15 protein-coding genes are annotated in these 18,043 nt (G+C 57.5%); 4 read left to right on the top strand and 11 right to left on the bottom strand.

Annotated features, from left to right (window positions below; genetic code table 11):
* Positions 1-31: 31 nt before the first annotated feature.
* The 4 genes from KYK83_RS11985 to KYK83_RS11970 all read left to right on the top strand — a co-directional run bounded on the left by KYK83_RS11985 (position 32) and on the right by KYK83_RS11970 (position 5,936).
* A complete protein-coding gene (locus KYK83_RS11985) occupies positions 32-1,699 on the top strand; it encodes a glycosyltransferase family 4 protein (RefSeq protein WP_222828414.1) in 1,668 nt (555 codons plus the stop codon).
* 54 nt (positions 1,700-1,753) lie between these two features.
* Entirely contained in the window at positions 1,754-4,150 is a 2,397-nt protein-coding gene (locus KYK83_RS11980) for a glycosyltransferase family 4 protein (protein WP_222828413.1), read from the top strand.
* A 45-nt stretch (positions 4,151-4,195) separates the two neighbouring features.
* Entirely contained in the window at positions 4,196-4,834 is a 639-nt protein-coding gene (locus KYK83_RS11975; protein ID WP_222828412.1) for a hypothetical protein, read from the top strand.
* A 172-nt stretch (positions 4,835-5,006) separates the two neighbouring features.
* Complete coding sequence (locus KYK83_RS11970) at positions 5,007-5,936, top strand: hypothetical protein (protein WP_222828411.1); 930 nt, start codon at positions 5,007-5,009, stop codon at positions 5,934-5,936.
* Positions 5,937-5,955: 19 nt separating this feature from the next.
* Here the strand turns inward: KYK83_RS11970 and KYK83_RS11965 are convergent, their stop codons facing one another.
* The 11 genes from KYK83_RS11965 to rfbA form a co-directional block, all read right to left on the bottom strand.
* The gene (locus KYK83_RS11965) at positions 5,956-8,412 is read right to left on the bottom strand and encodes a glycosyltransferase (RefSeq protein ID WP_222828410.1); all 2,457 of its coding nucleotides are present in this window, start codon (positions 8,410-8,412) and stop codon (positions 5,956-5,958) included.
* A 284-nt stretch (positions 8,413-8,696) separates the two neighbouring features.
* On the bottom strand, positions 8,697-9,113 hold the full coding sequence (locus tag KYK83_RS11960) for a hypothetical protein (RefSeq protein ID WP_222828409.1): 417 nt from the start codon (positions 9,111-9,113) through the stop codon (positions 8,697-8,699).
* A 72-nt stretch (positions 9,114-9,185) separates the two neighbouring features.
* Complete coding sequence (locus KYK83_RS11955; RefSeq protein WP_222828408.1) at positions 9,186-9,833, bottom strand: ABC transporter ATP-binding protein; 648 nt, start codon at positions 9,831-9,833, stop codon at positions 9,186-9,188.
* On the bottom strand, positions 9,830-10,612 hold the full coding sequence (locus KYK83_RS11950; RefSeq protein ID WP_222828407.1) for an ABC transporter permease: 783 nt from the start codon (positions 10,610-10,612) through the stop codon (positions 9,830-9,832). The genes KYK83_RS11955 and KYK83_RS11950 overlap by 4 nt, the downstream gene beginning before the upstream one ends.
* 3 nt (positions 10,613-10,615) lie before the next feature.
* Complete coding sequence (locus KYK83_RS11945) at positions 10,616-11,779, bottom strand: KpsE/RkpR family capsule polysaccharide export protein (protein ID WP_222828406.1); 1,164 nt, start codon at positions 11,777-11,779, stop codon at positions 10,616-10,618.
* Positions 11,780-12,018: 239 nt separating this feature from the next.
* Positions 12,019-12,819: a DUF5672 family protein gene (locus KYK83_RS11940; protein WP_248284435.1), complete on the bottom strand. Its 801-nt coding sequence runs from the start codon at positions 12,817-12,819 to the stop codon at positions 12,019-12,021.
* A gap of 8 nt (positions 12,820-12,827) precedes the next feature.
* A complete protein-coding gene (locus KYK83_RS11935; RefSeq protein WP_248284434.1) occupies positions 12,828-14,489 on the bottom strand; it encodes a glycosyltransferase family 2 protein in 1,662 nt (553 codons plus the stop codon).
* Positions 14,490-14,540: 51 nt separating this feature from the next.
* Complete coding sequence (gene rfbB / locus KYK83_RS11930; RefSeq protein WP_222828405.1) at positions 14,541-15,596, bottom strand: dTDP-glucose 4,6-dehydratase; 1,056 nt, start codon at positions 15,594-15,596, stop codon at positions 14,541-14,543.
* The gene (gene rfbD / locus KYK83_RS11925; protein WP_222828404.1) at positions 15,589-16,437 is read right to left on the bottom strand and encodes a dTDP-4-dehydrorhamnose reductase; all 849 of its coding nucleotides are present in this window, start codon (positions 16,435-16,437) and stop codon (positions 15,589-15,591) included. Before rfbD ends, rfbB begins: the two co-directional genes overlap by 8 nt.
* Entirely contained in the window at positions 16,434-16,979 is a 546-nt protein-coding gene (gene rfbC, locus KYK83_RS11920; protein ID WP_222828403.1) for a dTDP-4-dehydrorhamnose 3,5-epimerase, read from the bottom strand. Before rfbC ends, rfbD begins: the two co-directional genes overlap by 4 nt.
* Entirely contained in the window at positions 16,979-17,869 is an 891-nt protein-coding gene (gene rfbA, locus KYK83_RS11915; protein WP_248284433.1) for a glucose-1-phosphate thymidylyltransferase RfbA, read from the bottom strand. The genes rfbC and rfbA overlap by 1 nt, the downstream gene beginning before the upstream one ends.
* Positions 17,870-18,043: the final 174 nt, after the last annotated feature.

Genomic DNA, 18,043 nt, shown 5'->3' with positions numbered 1-18,043 from the left:
ATTGGCGCAACTTTCGCACTATGGTCGCTGGATGATTACGGATCAGCTTAAACCGGCACCAAGCTTCACCCACAAAGACAATGCAATGGAAGACCAAGCGCGAACAAGTAATATCGCACGGGGGCTTGCAAAGGCTGCGAACCACCTTGCAGCCACCAATGAAACATCCGCTTTTGCGCTTATAGGAGAAGCCTTAGCTTTAGGCCCTGACAGTCTTGTATTGGCGACGAACTGCTTGCTGTCGCTACGATGTTTGGACGCCACTCGGCTGGAGAAGGCTGCGGATCTCGCACGAGCTCATATCTACGATTATCCAGAGTTGACTATAGTCCTTCGCGAGCTTGAAAAGGGTCCTCTTCGCTCGATTGCCCTTTCGCGCCGACTTGACAGCACACAGCATCTGCATAGTCCAGCCATTCCGGGGCGCATAGCATATGTCCTTCACAGCTCACTTCCTCATGCGAGTAATGGCTATGCCATGCGCAGCCATGGCATAGCCAAATCGCTCACTGAGCGGGGTGCCGATCTCTTCTGTCTGACTAAGCCTGGCTTTCCGTTCGATCTTAATCGGTATCAGGATGAATACGATAGGCTTGCGCGTATGGATATCGTGGAGGGTGTCGATTACCATCGTGTCGCGCAGCCCCGGCAGCGCGATTTTCCTCGTCACCCCTGCGACATTACTGCTCACGCGTCGATCCAGTATCTCGAGCGTGCCGTTGATGCCTTCGTGGACAAATTTACAGAGGTGCGTCCTTCCTGCGTGGTCGCTGCTTCTAATTTCGTCGTTGCATTGCCCGCGGCGATTGCAGCCCGCAATTTGGGTCTGCCGTTCGTATACGAAGTGCGCGGCTTTTGGGAGATTACGCGCGATTCCCGTGCGCCGGGCTATCTGCAGAGTTCTGCCGGGCAATTGGAGGTTTTTTTGGAAACTGCCGTGGCCAGGGCTGCGGATAAGGTCATAACCCTCACCAGGCCGATGCGCGATGAGCTAGTGGCACGAGGCGTTCGCGCCGAGCGCATTACCCTCGCGCCAAACGCCTGCAACGTTGAAGATTTCGTACCGGGTCCGCGAAACGAAGCCTTGCAGACGCGTCTCGGCCTCGATCCAACAGTGACGGTGATTGGCTACGCCGGATCGTTCACACCGTATGAGGGCTTGGATGACCTCGTGCTGGCGTGCGGGCGGATCAAATCTCGGGGGACGAAGTTTCGATTGTTGCTGGTGGGCAGCGAGCCGGCTGATGAACACGGAGGATTCCCCGTGACCGACCGCATCCGTGAGTTGGCGCGTCGCAACAATATCGAAGACTGGCTCATAATGCCTGGGCGGGTTCCATATAACGAGGTGGCGGAATGGTATTCACTGATCGATATCGCGCCTTTTCCACGCAAGTCCTTGGCGGTTACCGAACTGGTCTCCCCGCTCAAGCCGCTAGAGGCGCTGGCCATGGAGAAGGCCATCGTGGTTTCGTCGGTTGGCGGCATGCGTGAAATGGTGCGGGATGAAGAGACCGGGTTGGTCTTCGCGAAGGATGACGTTGGAGCGCTGAGCGACGCGCTGTCCCGACTGATAAAGGATGCGGCGTTGCGCAGAAAGCTGGGCGAGGCGGGCCGCGCGTGGGTCGCTCGGGAGCGCTCATGGGCGGGTACTGCAGACACTTTGGCCGCTGTGGCCTGTAGCCCGATTTCGAGATAGGCTGCTATTCAGATCTATTGCTACTACCCCTTCGGGCAACTAGGCATCGCTGAAATGATCGAGAAATTTGATAAATACACCCTGCAGGGTCTGCGCCGAGCTGCCCTTGTTCTTGGCAAGACAAAGCGCAGCAACTCTTCCCTACAACTGCTAGATGAAATTCTCCGGCACAAGAGAGATTTGAGCACGCTCAAGGCCTATTACTGGGCTGCGATGTCTGATTTTAATTTACTGGCTGCCGCAAAAACTTTGCAGGAAATTCGCGAAGTATCCGGGGGAGACAAAAAAAGTAAGCTTTGGCTCGCTAAGGCGTCCTCTGCACCATTGGAGGGTTTGACTTTAACAGAACGACTAGCGCCGACGGCAAAGCCAGAGCAGATAGCCCCTATACTAGGGCGCGTGCTTTATTTGTTACACAACTCCCTACCGTATTCATCGGGTGGCTATGCGACGCGGGCCCATGGCATGGCGAAAGCTTTGCGCAATGCTGGGGTTGACATCATCTGTTGCACTCGGCCGGGATATCCGCATGATATTCCGGGTGACCATGATGGGCATCAGCTCGACGACATAGATACAATAGATGGCATTCCCTATTACAGAATATGGTCTCCACTACGTGCCGGGATAATTGCAACAGATTATATGTCTCAAGCAGCTGATGCACTGAAGGATATGATCAGGCAGGTGCGGCCGGCTGTGGTCATTTCGGCCTCGAACCACGCCACGGCGCTGCCTGCGTGCATCGCGGCGCGCCACTTTGGCTTGCCATTCGTCTATGAAGTTCGCGGCTTCTGGGAGATCACCCGCATATCGCGTGAGCCGGAATTTCTGCGAAGCACTGGCTACAAGATGCAGGTTTTCTTTGAGAGTTCGGTGGCCAAGGCGGCGGATCATGTGCTGACCCTGACGGGACCCATGCGGGACGAGCTTATTGCGCGCGGGGTGGAGGCAGAGCAAGTTACTCTTGCCCCGAATTCGTGTGACCCATCGCATTTTTCACCGCGAGCGCGGGACGAAGCTCTGGCGGCTAGCTTGGGGATTCCTGCAGAGGTGCCGGTTATTGGCTATATCGGCTCGTTCGTCCAGTATGAAGGGCTTGAACATCTTGTTGAAGCGGCGGTCAATTTGCGGGACCGCGGGCATGACTTTCGGCTTATGCTCGTCGGCAACGAAAATGCCTCCGGCAGTGAGCGCGGACCTATTACGCAGGAAATACTCGACATCGCCAAGCGCGAGAACCTCGGAGATCGCCTAATAATGCCGGGGCGCGTCCCTCATGAGCAAGTTGATGCCTACTACTCTCTGATCGATATCGCCCCGTTCCCCCGTAAGCCCCAACCCGTGACTGAGATGGTTTCGCCGATGAAACCACTTGAAGCTTTTGCCATGGAAAAGGCGGTGGTGGTTTCGTCGGTCAAGGCGCTTAGCGAAATGGTGCAGCATGACGTGACCGGCCTGGTTTTCGAAAAGGGCAATGTTGGTGCCATGGCCGACACTCTGGCGCGTCTGATCGATGATCCTGCGCTTCGCAAGCGATTGGGAAAGGCAGGCCGGACTTGGGTGGAGCAAGAGCGTACTTGGAAGCGCACGGCTGAGAAGGCGCTTGCCGATCTTTCAGCGCGAAATGTTCCTGTTTATCAGGCCGGGACGCCTGCGATTGGAGCTGAATTTTCAGATGGCGAGGTGCCAACCGCGAAGAAAAACCAATCTTCCGACGCAAGTCCGCTGTATATTGATGCCGATGGCGTGCCCAACATGTCGGCTGGTCAGGCCAAGGTTTACGACCGCGTCAAGGCAAAGTTCGACGCTCGCGACAAGAAGGACGGAAAGGTTAAATTCTCACGGCACGACTGGTTGCGGACTAAGACGGCCTTTGCACTGTTTGGTAAGGCGCGCAATCCTATCGACATTGGGATAGGCCAGGGGCAACTGATCAATCTATTTTGCGAGATGCCTTATTCCACTTCAGTGGTCGGTGTGGACCGGGTCAAGAATACCAAGCTGATAGCACCCAGGTCTGAAAAATACGATTTTGTGAGCCTCGATATAACGCAGTCGTTTCCGCCTGATCTGATGCGCTCCGATATCACCATCGCAATGGAAATCTTCGAGCATTTAGATGCCGATAAGCTCTCCGGTGCCATCGCTCGATCGCGCGCGAGCAGCCGCTTCGGAATGCTCTTTGCTTCGGTGCCATATCAAGAGAAGCATCCGCTATACCATCACGATAAACCGTTCGGTCACAAGCAATCTTTTGACGATGCCAAGGTGTATGAATGCTTCGGCGATGAGGCTATTTGGACCAATTTCAATAATCTCTGGTATTTGATTTTCATGTCGGAGGGTTTGGAGACGCAAGGCAGCGTAAGCTTCGAGCATTTTGCCAACCTCACTAGGAAGACATTTGATGCGAGGATGGCATCTGAAAGTGAACGGGTCGGTGCGTAAGCCATATAGGTCGGTACTTCTTTTCCTCTCTTGCGGGGGACACACGTGAGTTCGGCACCCTACATGCCGGAAGCGGAGACTGCATTTCTTCGGATGTTATACCGCAAGGCCCGGGTTATCTTGGAATATGGGGCAGGAGGATCGACGCATCTTGCGGCGCAAATGCCCGACAAATTGGTCATGAGCGTTGAATCTGATCTCGAGTGGACCCGGTCGCTAAGGCGCGAACTGGCAGACGCGCAATCGACGGCCATCCTGCAACACGTGGATATTGGTGAGACCGGCCCTTGGGGTCGCCCGCTCAATGCAGCAAACTGGCGGAACTTTCATCGGTACCCCAATTCGGTATGGGACGAGCCTTGGTTCAGGCAACCGGACGTCGTCCTTATCGATGGTCGGTTCCGCACCGCTTGCCTCGCGACCGTTATCCTGCGTACCAAGAAAAGTGTGAGGGTGATGTTTGACGACTACGGTGTGCGAGATAAGTATCGGCTCGTGGAACGTGTCATCAAGCCGTGGCAGATGATTGGTCGGATGGCTGAATTTCGTGTGAAGCCAGATAACTACTCTCCCGATGATATCGGTTTTTTGATAGAGCAGTATTTTCAGGGAACGATACATGGGGAGGGTGAGAAGGCGTATCGCGTGCCAGAAATGCGCAAGAAAAAAGACCTTAGGACATAAGGGAGATAAACAGTGATGCCCTTTCTCCAGTTTTTGGCATTTGCGTGGATTTGCCGCTATAAATGTTCGAATAATTGCATGCCGAATTCGGCTTGAATGCAATAGTCGTTAAATAGAGAATAGCGAGCCAGTTCAGAATATGAGCACCCCTACGTCAAATAACGATAGCGAAATGCCACAAATCGCTGAGGAAACGAAAGATCGTCAGGTCGACCCACAGGCGAAAGACGAAAGAATTGGTGATGACCTTGAATTCGCGCGGAAAGAAATAGCAAAGTCGCGTGAATCCGAAGCGAGTGCATTTCGTAAACTGGATACACTTAAATCGAGAATGTTCGACGTGAGCAGCAGGCTGGCTGATCTCGAAGCTGAGTTGCAAAATGAGCGTGATGCCAATAAACTAAAAATTTCTAATCTAGAGAAAGCGCACGGCAATCTAGAGAAAGAGTGCGGCGATCTAAAGAAAGAGTGCGCCAATTTAGAGAAAGAACGCGACCAGTTCGTTTTGATGGCTTCCAACTTAACTGAGGAGCGAGAGAAATTCGAAGTTGCTCTGGCTGCCGAGCGCGAAGAGTTGCGCAATAAATCGACGCAACACGCCGACCTTGAAGATCGCTACCTGAACCGATTGGCGGACATCGCCGAACTTGGCCATGCCATTACGCGCAAAGAAGTCCAGTTGACTAGAGTGACGGCGCAGCATGAGTATGTTGCGCTGCGTAACCATATAATTAGCACACTGACGCCAACCAAGGAAAGGCTGCACCGGGCAATAACCAAGCCGTTCTATTCAAAGGCACGCAGACGCGCAGAGAAGGCAGTGGCCAGCGAGATCGCGATGGTTGCGCAAAGCGGCTTGTTCGAAGCCGGGTGGTATTGCGAAAACTATCCCGATGTCGCGCAAAGCGGCGGTGATCCATTGCGCCATTTCGTGTTGCATGGCGCATATGAGTTGCGAGACCCTGGCCCGGCTTTCAGCGCTTTCAAGTATCATCAGAAGTACCCCGATGTGACCGAAGCCGGAGCACCGGCTCTACTACACTATCTGCGTAATGGCCGATCCGAGGGTCGGCTTGCATTCAAGGTGGGCGAAGACTCGTAAACTTCCCTTCATTGCCGGCTCATGACAGCGCTTGCTCTTGGATTGCGCGGGCGCGCTGGCGGGCAGTTCGGCTCATCCTGTGCAATTGGCGCCTCGCCACATCTAGCGCCAGCACCACATCGGCAACGCTCGCCACGCAGTCAGCAGGGGCCACAATACCAGTCTCGCCGTCGATCACCAGAGAGGGGGGAGCACCTCGATCATAGCAGACAACGGGGCGGCCAGCTGCCATCGCCTCCACCACGGTCCGTCCGAAGCTTTCGGCGAAGTGCGATAGGCTTGCGATCACGTCCACCTGAGCCATCGCGTCCAACGGAGTGGCAGCGTAGTCGCAAATCTCAAGGTTGTGAGGCAGAGGCTTAAGGAACTGCAGATCTGGCGATTGTGGGCCGATCAGAAGGAACCGAACGGCAGGCCCCATGGTGGCAACCATCCGCGCCACTTCCGCGAAGTCGCCAATCCCCTTCTTGGTTATGTTGCTGCTGACCAGGCCAACCTTCAGTATTCTGGAAGGAGTAAACGGCAGATCGAACAGCCTTTCGTCTACCGCATTCGGGCGAACGGTGCTTCTTTCAGGGCACTGCAGCCAGTCGCTCACCACCTGTGACGGCATGATGAAGCGATCAGCCTGGTCCAGAAGGGTTTGCCGCAAGGTCTCTGGCCCGATGCTCAGGGTGCGACACAAGGCAAAGTCTTCTGCAGGCATTTCCCGCACATACATGACGCTCGGAAGGCCCTCGGCGCGCGCTGCAAGCAGTGGGGCCTCTTGCATGAGGGTGTTCACATGCATTTCGCATGGCCGGTGTTTGCGGATTAATCTCCGGATCGCTTCGACTGTTTCTTCGTCTGCCGGGTGAAGGCCGTGGCGCCAGCGTTGCGGCAGAACTTCTACGGCGTTCGATATCTCAAGCAGCTGCGCAAGGTACTCAGGGTTATTCAGCGAAGGCAGCACCACAACAGGGACGAAGCCATCACGAGCCACGCGTTCGACCATGTCTAGGAAGCTGCGCTCCGCCCCGAACAGGGTTTTCCCTGACGTATGGGCGAACAGCAATATGCGTCCGCGATGCCCGAAGCCTTCGGCGGGTCTGCCTTCGAAAGTCGGCAGAGCCGAGGCGCCGTTGTCTTGGCCCTGGCACAGGTAGTGCAGTAGAGGATTGTCATTCGGGCCAAGCGCGTGTGCCTTGCGATATGCGCTGGTGCTGAACAGCGGGCCGGGATCGCGATCCTCCGCAGCCCCGGCGGCAAGATAGTGGCGGCCAGCGCCAATACCTGCCTGCAAGACATCGGGATAGGCCAGCGCATACCAATCGTCGTTTAGCAGGGCAGACGTTCCGAGAAGGTCGAAGTCGGTAGCCGGTCCTTCCTGGTCTCCTAAGGCGATTTCCGAAGGGACACGGAACGGGCGCCGCGTGGGTTTCTGTTCGAGAAGCAGATCGGCAGGGCGCTTGGCCATGCTGTGCCAGTGATGCGCGGCTTCCATGTAATCGTTCCGCACGCCCCTGAACTGGGTTCGCAGATGCGTTGCGCTTGTACTCGTCAGAGATTCCGGCGTAGTTCGTCCGAACGCTAGCGGAATGCCAGGGCAAACCTCACGGATAGCGCGCGGGCCAAAAGCACTGAGAATGCGGTAATAGTATTCGGAGTCCGCGTTCACGCGGACACGATCCCAATAGCCGAGCTTTTCGCGCAGCTCGGCGCGGAGCATCAGCGAAGAAACGTTACGATGGGTCCAGCCGTCTTCGATGCGCCAGCGTGTGAACTCCAAGTTGTTGCTCGCGCGGGCCCAGTGCGAGACCGAAGCCTTGAGTGCCTCGTCTTCCAGCAGTGTACTTGCCTGCATCTCGATTTTTTGCGGATGAGACCAGTCGTCCGAGTCATGGACAGTTATGAAAGTCCCGCGCGCTTCGGCCATGCCTGCGTTACGGGCTGCATAGGCGCCCCGGTTGCGGCCGAGCTCTATCACCCTGACGCGTGCATCCTGAGTGGCAAGGGCCTGAGCCACTTCCAAACTGTTGTCAGTCGACCCGTCATTGACCAGCAGCACTTCCATGGACAACCAGCTTTGAGCCAGCAGTGAGTGGACGGCGGAGGGCAGCAAATCGGCAGCATTGAAGACCGGCACGATCACGCTGACCAGTTCTGAGCTTGTTGCAGGTTCAGGTGCTGTGTGCGATGTCAGCCGATCAAACACCGGAGCAGTTCCGGCGGCCAGACTTAACGGCATCAACCCGCTGTCTTGATAGACCTGCGCCAAGATTTCAGACAGCGTTTCGCGCGGCTGCTTTTCGAGGATTGCCAGCGAGAACCTTGCCAGAGCGAGGTCCGGACTGGTCCCGAAGAGCGTGCTCGCGAAGTCAATGAAAGTCTGCGCGTTCTTGATATCGCCTATGGCAAGGCACGCTTCGACCCCCAGAAGGTATGGTCCGGGATGCGCCAGTTCAGGAACACTTCGTTGAAGCTTGGAATAGGCCAATATCGCTTCGTAAGCACGATCCCAATGCTGCTGGCTGGCAAACCAGCGAGCCAGAACCCAAGCTGCTCCGGCCCTCTCCGCGGGGGACCCTTTGTGGAGTAGCTGCTGGAGACGGGGAAGAACGCGATCCGGCAAACCTCGCCATAGCCACCGGTCCAGCTCTAAGGCGTGAACTGCGGCCCCGGCTTTGTCACTGGATTGCAGCCAGGCGAATGCCTGAACTCGACTGTCTTCGCCTGATCTTGCGACTGAACTTGCGCTTGCCCTGGGCATCTCGAGTGACGTTAGGTCAGCGGACGACAATCTGCTTTCCCAATGTGGAGGTAATGAACCAGCGCCGGCCAGCCAGCTTTCGCGACATCGGGATTTGCAAGATAATAGGCCATGGTTTCGAAATCTGCACTCGGATCTAACCCATCAAAAGCCCCGGCTCGAACGTAATATTCTGCCGCGGCCATGCTATCCGGCAAGGTTAAAGAATATCTGTCTGCAAACCATCGCCAGTCGAACAACGGGCTGTCTGCCACCATGCGAACTTGGGATTTAATCGCGGGCTGGCTACTCCCTGGGTCCTGTAACTGCATCCGGTATGACGCGTGCACGAGCGCTATCTCAATGTCATGGCGGCGATGCAGATCCCTGATTTCGCGCCTCAGCAAGCGCTGAACGCTCAGGTCGAACCGATCGCTGTCACTGCTCATGGGCGCCCTCGCAGAGCGAACTGGGTCACTCGAAGTATGGGGCCAATCGGTCTCGGTAAGCGCGCAGACACTTTAAAGCGCCTCATACACCGCAATCGCTTCGTTCACATCTTCGTACATCTGCGCCACCCCGTTATCCAGCACGATGGCGCGGTTGCAATATTGCCGGACCGTCGGCAGACTATGAGATGCAAGCAAGAGCGCGCGATCGCGGCGACCTTCGAAGAAGTGCTTCTTGCACTTTTCGCGGAAATTCTTGTCGCCGACCATGATCACTTCGTCGATCAGGTAGCATTCAAACTCAATGGCAAGGGACAGCGCAAAGGCGAGCCGCGCACGCATGCCGGATGAGTATTGTTTCACGGGCATATGTAGGTTGACGCCGAGTTCGGTAAATTCTTCCACGAAAGCACGCATTTCGGAGTAGGGCTTGTCATAGATGCGAGCGATGAAACGGGCGTTGTCGTATCCCGTTAGGCTACCTTGGAAACCTCCTGAAAACCCCAGCGGCCACGAACAGCTCATCTTTCGGGTGATCTTGCCTGAGGTTGGCATCTCCACGCCCCCGATCAATCGGATCAACGTCGACTTCCCGGCACCATTGCGGCCCAAGAGGCCGATTCTTTCCCGGGGGTTGATGCTGAAATCGACGCCGCAAAGTACCGACTTCGTAACCTTTCCGACATGGTATTCTTTATAGATATCGCTGCAAATGATCATGATACGGTAATCATGCGCCTCACACGTCGGCACAAGGTAAGCCCGACCAGCAAGAGGACAAGTGAGACGCCAAAGGCCTTGGACAAATCATAATAGGGGGTAATCAAGTCGCCGAACACGCCATAGCGCATCAGTTCCATTCCCGACGCCATTGGTGACCACATCAGCACTTCGCGCATTGTCGGCGTCAACCATTCCGCCAAGTTGAACACTCCTGAGAACGGAATAGCAATGTAGACGCTGACCGGGACCAGTTTCTCTATCACTTCCGACATTTCCGACAAAGGAGCCAGCGCTGTCGAAATGGACATTACGAAGAATACATAGACAAACCAGCCCAAAATGAGCGAGCCTACATTCGCTGGAATTGGGAAACTTCCGAAGAAATACAGTACCGTGCCTGCGAAGATGTACGCAGTCATGGCCCCGATTGCTTCGATCGTTACGCGCACCAATATGAAATCAAGTATTTTGACCTGACGGTGATAAAGCAAGGCGCTGTTGCTCTGAAAGATTTTGGCCGACCGTCCAAAAGAATGTCGCAGAAAGGTCAATGGGATATATCCAGTCACAACGAAGGCAACCACGCTGATACCTCCCTTGTCGACACCGCGGATAAAGGTCCATACGAAGCCAACCAACCCGGCAAATAGTAGAGGTTCGGCCACGATCCATAAGAAACCGATATTGTCGCGTCCAAACCGGGTAACAAGCTCGCGGACAATTAAAGCCTTAATGACCTTAACCTGTACACGAAGGCCCTGAGAGAAGCTCTTCATTGCCTAACTTTCCGGCGCATGCTCGCGAATGCCAACGGCCAGCATCCAGCCCACCAGATAGACACACAGCGAGGCGAAGATTACCGCCAGAATGCTCTTCAGGCGGTTCGGAAGAATGGGAGCATCGGGAAGGTTCGGTTCGACAACGCGCTCCAGATAGTACTGTTGCTGCTCTGCTTCGACCCGCGCCTGCTCGAAAGAGGAGTTCGCTACGGTCAAAAGTTGCGTGGCAAACTCCTGCTCGACAAGCAGGTTTTCGTATTCGGAAAGTCTGGAGGCGAGGCCGTCGCTGGTGCCCACTGCGCGACTGGTCTGCGAATCGATCTGTTGCCGGGTCGCCGCGATGCGCTCCCGAATTGCGGGGATCGACGGGTGATTGGGAGCCGTGCGCTGTAACTGCGAGAGCTGCGCTCGCAAGGCGGTCTCCTGCGAAATTAACTCATTGGACGCCGCCATTACGCCCATGCCTTCCTGCTGTGGGTCAAGGATACGTGCGGTGTTACGATAGCCACTAAGACTGATGCGTGCATCGCGCACCCGCTTCTGCGCCTCGTCGACACGCTCTTCCGCGTCTGCAATCGCCTGCGCATTAACTCTCTCGTTGAGCTGATTGACCAGATCTTCGCTTAATTCAAGAAGCCCTAGGTTGATGGCCTGCGCCTCTTGCGGAGTAAAGGCCTCCACTTTCAACTGGGTGAGGCCGCTGGCCGGATCTGGCATGGCGCTAACTTTTCCTAAGTAGAACGCATATAGATCTTCGAACGATCCTGTCGCCCACAATCGAGGAAAACCGCTGAAAACATCGGCTTCTGCAGAGGAGAAGGCCTCGCGGACGTCCACCTTCTGGGAAAGGTCGGCAAGTGCATCGCGTGAGTGCAGGTAGCCGATGATTTCGCTCGATTGCTCTTGTCCGCTACCGAGACCAGTGCCCTGCAAAATACTGCCGATCGAGACGCTGCTCGCCGATTGCTTGTCAGGCGCCTTGATGACGAAGCTGGATACCGAGACGTAAATATCGGCAGCAACGAAGCCGAAATAAACCGTGCCGAGCAGGGAAGGCAGAACTACAAATGCGCCAAACCAGCGCCATCGCTTGAGAAGGGCACGGAGCTTGTTTTCCGTTGCAGTTTCGCCAGCTTGGCGTTGGAGGTCTGGATCATGGTGCATTGGTAATAATTCAACTCAATCACGGGTAGAGCGAAAAGCGCTTGTCCACTTCGGCTGGCTAAGCCCAAAAGAGGGATCGATAGCAATAGCTTGATGGATCTCTCACAAAGAATTCTGCGCTATAGCGGATGGGTGACTTCTGATTTTGCCATAGGCGCTTTAAACGACGCCGTTAACGCAATGCTCTATGAAAGACACGTGTTTTTGCAATCTCGGGCTTGCGTCAGTGGCGGAAGTCCTCACCGGGAAATATCGGATAACCGTTCAAAAAGCATCCGCAGCACGCGGGCTGCTCCACGGCTTCCTCCCTTCGCTTCGCGCAGCAACTGCCAAAAATCCGGTCGCAAGCTGCCCCGTTCATCCAGAGCACAATAGATCCGCCAGTATCGTTCCACGCCCAGCACCCGCGGCATTAGAAACACGCCATGATATCCAAAGCTATCTGCCGGATCTCCAGCGCGCTCCGCGGCGAACGCATCCGCCAGTTCGACAGGGGCAAAGCGCATGCCCTGTTGCTCCAACACCGCTCGGTTGGTTCGGCAGATCGCCACGTCTTCTGGGTGATGGGCCTGAAAGCGGTCCTGACGGCATGCCTCCATCAGGCGACGACTGCGTAACGAAAAGCCGCCATTGCCGACCTCGTGGCGATCGTCGAACTGCGGCCAGCTGGCACCGATATAGTCGTAGTAGAGGAACTCCGCCCGCCAGCGAGCGGAGTCGATCACGTGCCCGTCCCATTGCGCCACTAGGCAATGATCGGTGGCGATATGATCGACCAATTGCGTGAGCATGAAGTGCGAATAGGCTTTGGCCGAGGTCAGCCGCTCTATAGGAACGATTTGGATCGCATCGCCAACTTCCAGCGCGGTATCGGTCGCGTGGGTGCAGAGGACCGCCTCGGCAAAGTCCACATATTGCATGCTTGTACGCATGGCCTCGACAGTGGCGGCCACGTTGGTCGAACTGACCGCACATAATGTGACGCTCGGCAACTGCAGACGCTTGCGGGGAGGTGGAGGCATCAGTCCATCGTTGGCCATCAGCTTGCCTAGACTCTTAGCTCAAACTGTTCGCTGAACGGGCTGAGCGCGGGGTGGTGGAACGGGTCCGCCTGACAGCTGCGCCAGTCGTCGTCCGGGCTAGGCTCGTGCACGCTCCAACGGCTGCGCAGGGCTGCTAGCTCTCCGGCCTGACGCTTGGCTCCCGCCGGATCACGATCAAACCCCCGTGACACCGATTCATGGTGCACGAGCTGTGCCCGCGGTTCGTAAAGGCTTTGCCAGCCGCGCGCATTCAGCCTCAGGCATATGTCGACATCGTTGAAAGACACGGCGAAATTCTCCGCGTCGAACCCTCCTACAGCAAGGAAACTGCTCTTGCGCATCACCATGCAGGCAGCGGTTACAGCAGAGGCGAATTGTGGCAATGCATGGCGGCGGAAGTAACCCGCTTCATCGGGTTTGAGCAATCGATGCGCATGCGCTGCTCCCCCCCCAATACCGAGGACTACGCCGGCGTGCTGGATTCGTCCATCGGAATAGAGAAGTTGCGCGCCCACTGCGCCCACATCGGCGCGCATCGCCTGATGCGCCATCACCGTCAGCCATTGCGGGTCGGTGATCTCGATATCGTTGTTGAGAAAGCATAGGAGGTCGCCCGAGGCTTCAGTCACCGCGCTGTTATTGAGTGCGGCGAAGTTGAATGGCCCATGGTCAACGACAACGCGGGCGAAGTCCGGGTCAAGATCGGCGAGGTAGCGCAGGGTTTCTGGCTCATCGCTCCCGTTGTCGATCACAATGATTTCCTTGCGGCGCGGATAGTCGGTGGCTGCGATACCTTCGAGGCAGGGGCGCAACAGATCGACTCGGTTGCGGGTGGGCACGATGATGCTCACGCTTGGAAGGCTGCGGCGCTCTTCGGGTGTGAGTTTCAGAGGGCCGGGCCGCTGAGGCTTGGGCCGCCTGTGTCGGTGGTACAAGACCTCGCGCAAGTGCACCGGCTGACCCCTACATTCGGCTGCCTGCCGGGCAAGACTGGCGGGCCAGTCATCGGCGAGTGGGGCGGTGTTGTCGGCCTTTGACAGGTGTATCAGCGCGGTGCCTGAGAGATAGTCAAAATGGCGGTATAGTTCGGCGTTCCAGTCCGGCTTGAAGTGAGGATCGCGGCGCTGACCGTCTTTGCCCAGCAGGTCGTCGTCGGCATAGATGATCCGGGTGGTATCGGCCGTTTCAGCCAGAGCCTTGCGCACAGCCTCGCCTGCCCCGGTAGCGAGAATGTCGCCAGCGTAGATGGGAAGCACCCAGGTGCCCCGCGCCTGCCGCAACAGCGTTTGCAAGGTGGCATCCGCGCGGGCGGGGGCAAGCCAGGCCGCGATACCCTCTGCCGCGAGGCTGGCCAGCGTTGCCTCCTCTCCGGGGCCACTGCGAACCAGCGCGACGACTGGCGGCGCATCGCTTCGCGGGCGCGGCTCGATTCTGTTCGTTGTGGCTTCCTGCGCCATCCACAAGCGATAGGCGCGCGGTGAGGCGCCGAGCAAAGGCGCGATGGTCAGCCGCGCACGCAAGCGTTTGCCACACAGTTTCCACCATAACCCACGCAAATAGCGCGCCGGGTTCAACCGCAGAGCATCGAGGTGGACCGCCATCAGCAGGAACGCAGCGCTGCCACCTTGGGAAACTGCCTGGCGAGGGTGAGGCATTTCCTCCGTCATGATTGTCCTCGTGCCAATTCTGCCAGGCCATGGCAATCCAGCTTTGGCCGATCACCTCTTTAGCAGCGCCTGCCACCAATCTTCGTTGGCAAGATACCAGGTGAGCGTGGCGGCAAATCCTTCGGCAAATCTGTTGTGCGGGCGATAGCCTAGCTCGCGCTCAATCTTGTGGCAATCGATGGCATAGCGCCGGTCGTGCCCCGCGCGGTCGGTGACGAAGGTCTTGAGCGAACTGGTCGGTTTGCCCTGGGCAGCGGACGCGTCAGGATAGCGTTCGGCCAGCCCGTCGACATCGGAAAAAGCGCGGTCAACCGCCGCACAGATGGCGTCGATCACTACCATGTTCGGCAGTTCCTCGCCGCCACCTATGTTGTAGACCTCTCCCGGCTTGCCGTTCTCAAGCACCAGTTCGATGCCCCGGCAATGGTCTTCCACATGCAACCAGTCGCGCACATTCATACCGTCACCATAGATCGGCAGATCGCGACCATGCAAAGCGTTGAGAAGGAACAGCGGAATCAGCTTTTCAGGGAATTGATAGGGGCCATAGTTGTTCGAGCAATTGCTCGTCGTAGTCTCGAGGCCGAAGGTGTGGTGGTAGGCGCGCACGAGGTGGTCGCTGGCCGCCTTGCTCGCCGAATAGGGCGAGTTGGGCGCGTAGGGCGTGGTTTCGCTAAAGGCTGGGTCATTCGGCCCCAGCGAGCCATAGACCTCGTCGGTCGAGACGTGGTGGAACCTGTGCGGGCGGCCCTCGCCCTCGTCGAGCCACACGGTGCGCGCGGCCTTGAGCAGCGAATGGGTGCCATCGATGTTAGTGCTGACAAAGGCATCGGGGCCGCTGATCGAGCGGTCGACATGGCTTTCGGCGGCGAAATGCACCAGCCGGTCGATCCCGCGATCGCGCAGCAGGCGTTCGACCAGCGCTGTATCGCGGATGTCGCCCGCTACAAGTTCGACGCCGTCCAACCCGTCGAGATTGGCGGGATTGCCCGCATAGGTCAGGAGGTCGAGCACGCAAATGGCATCGTCCGAATGCGTCTTGCGCCAGTGATGTACGAAGTTCGCGCCGATAAAGCCGGCACCGCCGGTGACGAGGATTTCAGACATGCGCAGCTTCCTCTTGCAGCATGGTGCGAAGATTGGTGCGCCAGTGAGTATGCCCGTCGTCGAGCAGCGCGCGTGTCTTGCTGCAATCGAGCAGCGAGAAGGCGGGGCGCGCAGCGGGCGTGGAATAGGCGCTGGTGGGGACTGGAGCGATCGGAATGGCGTTGTCGAGCAGGCCGAGCGCCAAAGATTCTTCCTGAATGGCAACGGCGAAGTCATACCAACTCGCGACACCGGCATCGCTGTGATGGAAGGTTCCGTTGGCATCCTTCGCCACTAGCCTCCATAGGGTGCGCGCAAGGCCGGGCGCCCAAGTCGGCGCGCCGATCTGGTCGGCCACCACGTTTAGCGCAGGCTTTTCCGCCATCAGCCGCAGCATGGTGCGCACGAAATTGGCGCCGCCTGCGGTGTAGGCCCAGGCCGTGCGCACGAGCAGATCGCTGTCGCGCAAGCAGTCTTCGCCCTCGGCCTTGCTGCGGCCATAGACGGAAATCGGGTTGCGGCTGTCGTCGGGCCGGTAAGCTCGGCTGGACGTGCCATCGAACACAAAGTCGGTCGAGACATGAACCAGCTTGCCCCGATGTGCGGCAACGAGAGCGGCGACTGCTCCAGCATTGATCGCGCGGGCCGCGTCTTCGTCGCGCTCGGCCTTGTCCACGGCAGTATAGGCGGCGGCGTTGATCACCAGATCGGGGGCGACTTGCTGGATCAATGCGGCGATGGCGCTCGCATCGGCAAGGTCGCAGTCATCTCGGGTGACCGGATGCAGGTCGACCGTGGAGGGGGCAGTTGCGATCAGGCCGCGCCCCAACTGGCCCTTCGCACCGGTAATCAGGACCTTCACGCAAAGGCCTCCAGGTCGCTCAGGCGCGTGCCCTTGGCATCCTTGGCTGAAAGTTGCAGATCGATACCACCGAGCGGCCATTCGATGCCAACATCGGGATCGTCCCAGGCCAGCGAGTGTTCGTGCTGTGGCGCATAGGTGGCATCGCACTTGTAAAGGAAGTCGGTATCGTCCTCGAGCGTGAGGAAGCCGTGGGCAAAGCCCTGCGGCACCCAGAACATGCGCTTGTTTTCGGCGGAGAGTTCCACCCCGGTCCATTTACCGAAGGTGGGGGAGGAGCGCCTAAGGTCCACCGCTACGTCGAATACGGCGCCGCTGACCACCCGCACGAGTTTGCCCTGCGGGCCCGGATTCTGGAAATGCATCCCGCGCAGAACGCCCTTCTGCGAGCGCGAGTGATTGTCCTGCACGAAAGCTATGTCGAGCCCCTCCTCGGCGAACCTAGCAGCGTTCCAGCTTTCCATGAAGAAGCCGCGTTCGTCGCCAAACACCTTGGGTTCGATGATAAGTGGTCCGGGGATGTCGCATTCGGTAATGTTCATCACGCCCGCCCTTCATGCAGCAGCGCCATGAGGTATTCACCGTAGCCCGACTTTTTGAGCGGCGCGGCAATGGCCTCCAATCGCGTGTCGTCAATAAAGCCTTGCCGCCACGCGATTTCTTCGGGGCAGCAAATCTTGAGGCCCTGCCGTTCTTCCGTAATGCGAACATAGCTTGCTGCATCGAGAAGCGAGCCATGCGTTCCCGTATCGAGCCAGGCGAAGCCGCGGCCCATGATCTCCACCGACAGGGCTCCGTCGTCGAGGTAGAGGCGATTGAGATCGGTGATCTCCAACTCTCCGCGCGGCGAAGGCTTGAGGTCGCGGGCGCGCTCGACCACGGTGTTATCGTAGAAATACAGGCCCGTGACGGCATAGTTCGATTTCGGTTGCGCGGGCTTTTCCTCCAGCGATGAGGCGACGCCGTTCGCGTCGAAATCCACGACGCCATAGGCCTTGGGATCGTTGACACGGTATGCAAATACGCTTGCCCCGCTCGACCGCCGGGCAGCATTCTCGAGCAATTGCGGAAGGCCGTGGCCATAGAAAATGTTGTCGCCCAAGACCAGCGCGCTCGGGTGATTGCCTATAAAATCGGCGCCGATATGGAAGGCTTGGGCGAGACCGTCGGGGCTGGGCTGTACTGCGTAGCTCAGCGCCACGCCGAAATCCGAACCATCGCCCAGTACGCGGCGGAACTGATCCTGGTCTTCCGGGGTGGTGATAATCAGAATGTCGCGAATGCCCGCCATCATCAGCGTGGAGAGCGGATAGTAGATCATCGGCTTGTCATAGACTGGCATGAGCTGTTTCGAGACGCCACGGGTTAACGGATAGAGCCTGGTGCCCGACCCGCCTGCCAAGATAATTCCGCGTCGAGTGTTGTTACTCAAAGTCATGTCCTGATGCTGGAACTTGCGCCTTCGCCGCGACTTGCAGCCCATTGCTATTAGGTCAACTGCAATCCTTTCCGGCTTACACGCCACCTCGTTACGCGCTTATGCCGAAATGTTTTGGGGTCGTTCCTGCCTTGCCTGCTCGAAGCCGGCAGCCTAGCCCGCAGGAAA

The sequence above is a fragment of the Qipengyuania pacifica genome, assembly GCF_019857205.1.
Lineage (GTDB): Bacteria > Pseudomonadota > Alphaproteobacteria > Sphingomonadales > Sphingomonadaceae > Qipengyuania > Qipengyuania pacifica.
Note: the sequence above shows the minus strand (reverse complement) of the source record. Positions and strands in the feature narration are given on the sequence as shown.